Annotated in this window: 2 protein-coding genes; both read left to right on the top strand. The window is 60.7% G+C overall.

The genetic code is table 11. The features are described from left to right. Window positions 1–655 precede the first annotated feature (655 nt). Window positions 656–1,840, top strand: coding sequence for an acyl-CoA dehydrogenase family protein (locus AC1DVH_RS29325; RefSeq protein WP_477756730.1), 1,185 nt, complete (start codon window positions 656–658; stop codon window positions 1,838–1,840). A gap of 114 nt (window positions 1,841–1,954) precedes the next feature. Next, window positions 1,955–2,605: LLM class flavin-dependent oxidoreductase (locus AC1DVH_RS29320; protein ID WP_477756729.1), on the top strand; the 651-nt coding region annotated here is incomplete at its 3' end.

Genomic DNA, 2,605 nt, shown 5'->3' with positions numbered 1-2,605 from the left:
CTTCTGTTTTGCCCGATGGACGAGCTGAGAAGCGTTACTGGTGGCATTAAAAGCGGGCTGGAGCTACGAAGAGCGCTTTAGGTGTAGTTAGCCAGCCAAACATCGTCGGCGCTAGTGTCGACGATGTTTGAACCAGTTTTTACACACTCTGGGCCATGGATGGCCGATGGCGGCGGGCCCACGGAGCAGGACCGGAGCGAGGGCATGCCGAGCCACGGCGAGGCACCGAATGTCAGGGGCAAGAGCGTTTGGTTACTTTGCGCTTTTCAAAGTGACCCGCTGTAAGAGCGGAACCMTAAGYGGCCGTTACCGCAGCAAYGGATATGTACACCCACAAAACATTCATCGCCTGACACAAAGCCATCGTTGGAACGCCGCCCGGACCAAGCTCGCTCCCACAGGGATCTTCAGCGACCACAAGTCCCGAGTAAAACCGGAGACCCAATGTGGGAGCGAGCCTGCTAGCGAAGACGGCCTGCCAGCCAACACACCTCTTTCAGATTCACCTCCAAAAAACTGTTCCCCAATCCCACATGGTCCGTTTGAGGGATGTCCACTCTGTTGCGCATTGTTTGAATGCCAGCGTAGGGGCACTACACCCGCCCCGTTACACGCGCGCCCCGGCGGATGGGGTGAACAAAGGAGAACAATAAAAATGCTCAACCAAGACCTGATTCGCCAGCGTCTGAGCCAACGTGCCCGCGAGTTGGTGCCGATCCTGCGTGAACGCRCCCTGAATGCCGCGCAAGCAGGCCAGTTGCCTGAAGAAACCCTGAAGGATTTCCACGACGCCGGGTTCTTTCGCATCCTGCAACCGTCCCGTTGGGAAGGCTATGAACTGGAGCCCAAGGATTTCTTTGACGTGCAGATGACCCTTGCCGAAGGCTGCATGTCCTCGGCCTGGGTGCTGGGGGTGGTGGCGATCCACAACTGGCAACTGGCGCTGTTCGACGACCGCGCCGCGCAGGATGTTTGGGGCAGCGATTCCAGCGTGCTGATCTCCTCTTCCTATATGCCGGTGGGCAAGGTCGAGCGGGTCGACGGTGGTTTCAAGTTGAGCGGACGCTGGGGCTTTTCCTCCGGCAGCAAGCATTGCGACTGGGCATTCCTCGGTGCGCTGGTGCCGCCGGCGGAGGCGGGCGGGGCGCCGGATTATCGGACGTTCCTGGTGCCGCGCAGCGACTACCAGATTCTCGACAACTGGAACGTCATGGGCCTGGAAGCCACTGGCTCCCACGACATTCTGGTGGAAAACGCCTTCGTGCCCGAGTACCGCACCCATCGCGCGTTCGACGGTTTCATGCAGAACAGTCCGGGCAACGCGGAGAACACTGCACCGTTGTTCCGCCTGCCGTTCGGGCAGATTTTCGTGCGTGCGGTTTCGTCGTCCGCTATCGGTGCCCTGCAAGGCGCGGTGGATCAGTTTGTCGAACACAACCGCGCCCGGGTCGGGGTCAATGACGGTCGCAAAATGGTCCAGGACCCGGCCGCGCAATCGGCGCTGGCCAATGCCATGGTCTGCGTCGACGAGTGCAAGACCGTGCTGCATCGCAACTTCGCCCTGATGCTGGAGCGGGCGCAGAAGGGTGAGCCGTTGAGCATGCCCGAGCGGGTGAAAATGCGTTACGACTCGGCGCTGGTGGCCGACAAGTGCGCCAAGGCCGTTGGCGAGCTGATGTTCAACAGCGGTGCTTCGACGATCTTCCGCAGCCACCCGATCAACCGTGCCTTCCGCGACATTCATACCGGTCGCGCCCACGTCGCCAACAGTCCGTCCAAGTACGCCTGGAACCTCGGTGGGGTGAGCATGGGCCAGGACAGTAACGACTTTTTTCTCTGACGCTTTCGGCTAGTCCGTTTGCGTGATTCAAGCGCGTCGCCGATGCCCGAGCATGGGCGCAAGGCACAGGTCTCTGGCGCCGACTGCGCATCCAAATAAGCACAAGGATCAACCATGAAATTTTCCCTGATTTACGAAGCCCAGACGGTGGACTCCRGCCGCGAAGGCGACCGCAAGATTTTCGAAGACACTGTCGAGCAGGCCGTGCTGGCCGACAAGCTCGGCTTCGACACCTTCTGGTGTGTTGAGCACACGGCGCTGAGCAACTACTCGCACATGTCCGCGCCGGAAACCATGCTGGCGTTCGTTGCCGGTAAAACCGAGCGCATCGGCATTGGCCACGGAGTGGTTTGCCTGCCTCCGGCGATGAACCATCCGGTGAAGGTCGCCGAGCGCATCGCCACCCTCGACCTGTTGTCCAAGGGCCGTGTGCACTTCGGCGTGGGCAAGGGCGGCACCCAGCAGGAGGCCGGCACCTTCGGCTACGACCTGGCGACCTTGCAGCCGCAGATCGACGAAATGATGTACCTGATCCCGAAAATGTTCGTGCAGGACGAGATCGAGCACAACGGCGACTTCGTGCAGATACCCAAGCGCCCGATCCATCCAAAGCCGTACCAGGATCCGCACCCGCCGATGTACCTGGCATGCACCAACACCGAGTCGCTGAAGAATGCCGGCGGTCGTGGCATGGGCGCACTGGTGCTGGGCTTCGGTGGCCCGGAAGAAATCGCCAAGAAGGTCGAGGTGTATCACCAGGCCTAC

The organism is Pseudomonas sp. P4_C3 (assembly GCF_056402075.1).
This window is presented reverse-complemented; position numbering and strand designations above follow the sequence as displayed.